Origin of the sequence: Escherichia sp. 93.1518, assembly GCF_013368915.2 — a bacterium.
GTDB lineage: Bacteria > Pseudomonadota > Gammaproteobacteria > Enterobacterales > Enterobacteriaceae > Escherichia > Escherichia ruysiae.
The window spans coordinates 1-1,732 of the sequence record NZ_JABWMT020000078.1 but is presented as its reverse complement, the minus strand read 5'-3'; the positions used below and the strand labels follow the sequence as shown (position 1 = coordinate 1,732).

General features: G+C 52.7%; 1 rRNA gene. It reads right to left on the bottom strand.

The annotated features are described in order from the left end of the window. Positions 1-44 precede the first annotated feature (44 nt). Positions 45-1,586, bottom strand: a 16S ribosomal RNA gene (locus HEN21_RS22420). Positions 1,587-1,732 lie beyond the last annotated feature (146 nt).

The window sequence follows — 1,732 nt, the reverse complement described above, 5'->3', positions numbered from 1 at the left end:
ATCAGACAATCTGTGTGAGCACTTCAAAGAACGCTTCTTTAAGGTAAGGAGGTGATCCAACCGCAGGTTCCCCTACGGTTACCTTGTTACGACTTCACCCCAGTCATGAATCACAAAGTGGTAAGCGCCCTCCCGAAGGTTAAGCTACCTACTTCTTTTGCAACCCACTCCCATGGTGTGACGGGCGGTGTGTACAAGGCCCGGGAACGTATTCACCGTGGCATTCTGATCCACGATTACTAGCGATTCCGACTTCATGGAGTCGAGTTGCAGACTCCAATCCGGACTACGACGCACTTTATGAGGTCCGCTTGCTCTCGCGAGGTCGCTTCTCTTTGTATGCGCCATTGTAGCACGTGTGTAGCCCTGGTCGTAAGGGCCATGATGACTTGACGTCATCCCCACCTTCCTCCAGTTTATCACTGGCAGTCTCCTTTGAGTTCCCGGCCGGACCGCTGGCAACAAAGGATAAGGGTTGCGCTCGTTGCGGGACTTAACCCAACATTTCACAACACGAGCTGACGACAGCCATGCAGCACCTGTCTCACAGTTCCCGAAGGCACCAATCCATCTCTGGAAAGTTCTGTGGATGTCAAGACCAGGTAAGGTTCTTCGCGTTGCATCGAATTAAACCACATGCTCCACCGCTTGTGCGGGCCCCCGTCAATTCATTTGAGTTTTAACCTTGCGGCCGTACTCCCCAGGCGGTCGACTTAACGCGTTAGCTCCGGAAGCCACGCCTCAAGGGCACAACCTCCAAGTCGACATCGTTTACGGCGTGGACTACCAGGGTATCTAATCCTGTTTGCTCCCCACGCTTTCGCACCTGAGCGTCAGTCTTCGTCCAGGGGGCCGCCTTCGCCACCGGTATTCCTCCAGATCTCTACGCATTTCACCGCTACACCTGGAATTCTACCCCCCTCTACGAGACTCAAGCCTGCCAGTATCAGATGCAGTTCCCAGGTTGAGCCCGGGGATTTCACATCTGACTTAACAAACCGCCTGCGTGCGCTTTACGCCCAGTAATTCCGATTAACGCTTGCACCCTCCGTATTACCGCGGCTGCTGGCACGGAGTTAGCCGGTGCTTCTTCTGCGGGTAACGTCAATGAGCAAAGGTATTAACTTTACTCCCTTCCTCCCCGCTGAAAGTACTTTACAACCCGAAGGCCTTCTTCATACACGCGGCATGGCTGCATCAGGCTTGCGCCCATTGTGCAATATTCCCCACTGCTGCCTCCCGTAGGAGTCTGGACCGTGTCTCAGTTCCAGTGTGGCTGGTCATCCTCTCAGACCAGCTAGGGATCGTCGCCTAGGTGAGCCGTTACCCCACCTACTAGCTAATCCCATCTGGGCACATCCGATGGCAAGAGGCCCGAAGGTCCCCCTCTTTGGTCTTGCGACGTTATGCGGTATTAGCTACCGTTTCCAGTAGTTATCCCCCTCCATCGGGCAGTTTCCCAGACATTACTCACCCGTCCGCCACTCGTCAGCAAATCAGCAAGCTGATTCCTGTTACCGTTCGACTTGCATGTGTTAGGCCTGCCGCCAGCGTTCAATCTGAGCCATGATCAAACTCTTCAATTTAAAAGTTTGATGCTCAAAGAATTAAACTTCGTAATGAATTACGTGTTCACTCTTGAGACTTGGTATTCATTTATCGTCCGAGGACGTTAAGAATCCGTATCTTCGAGTGCCCACACAGATTGTCTGATAAATTGTTAAAGAGCAGT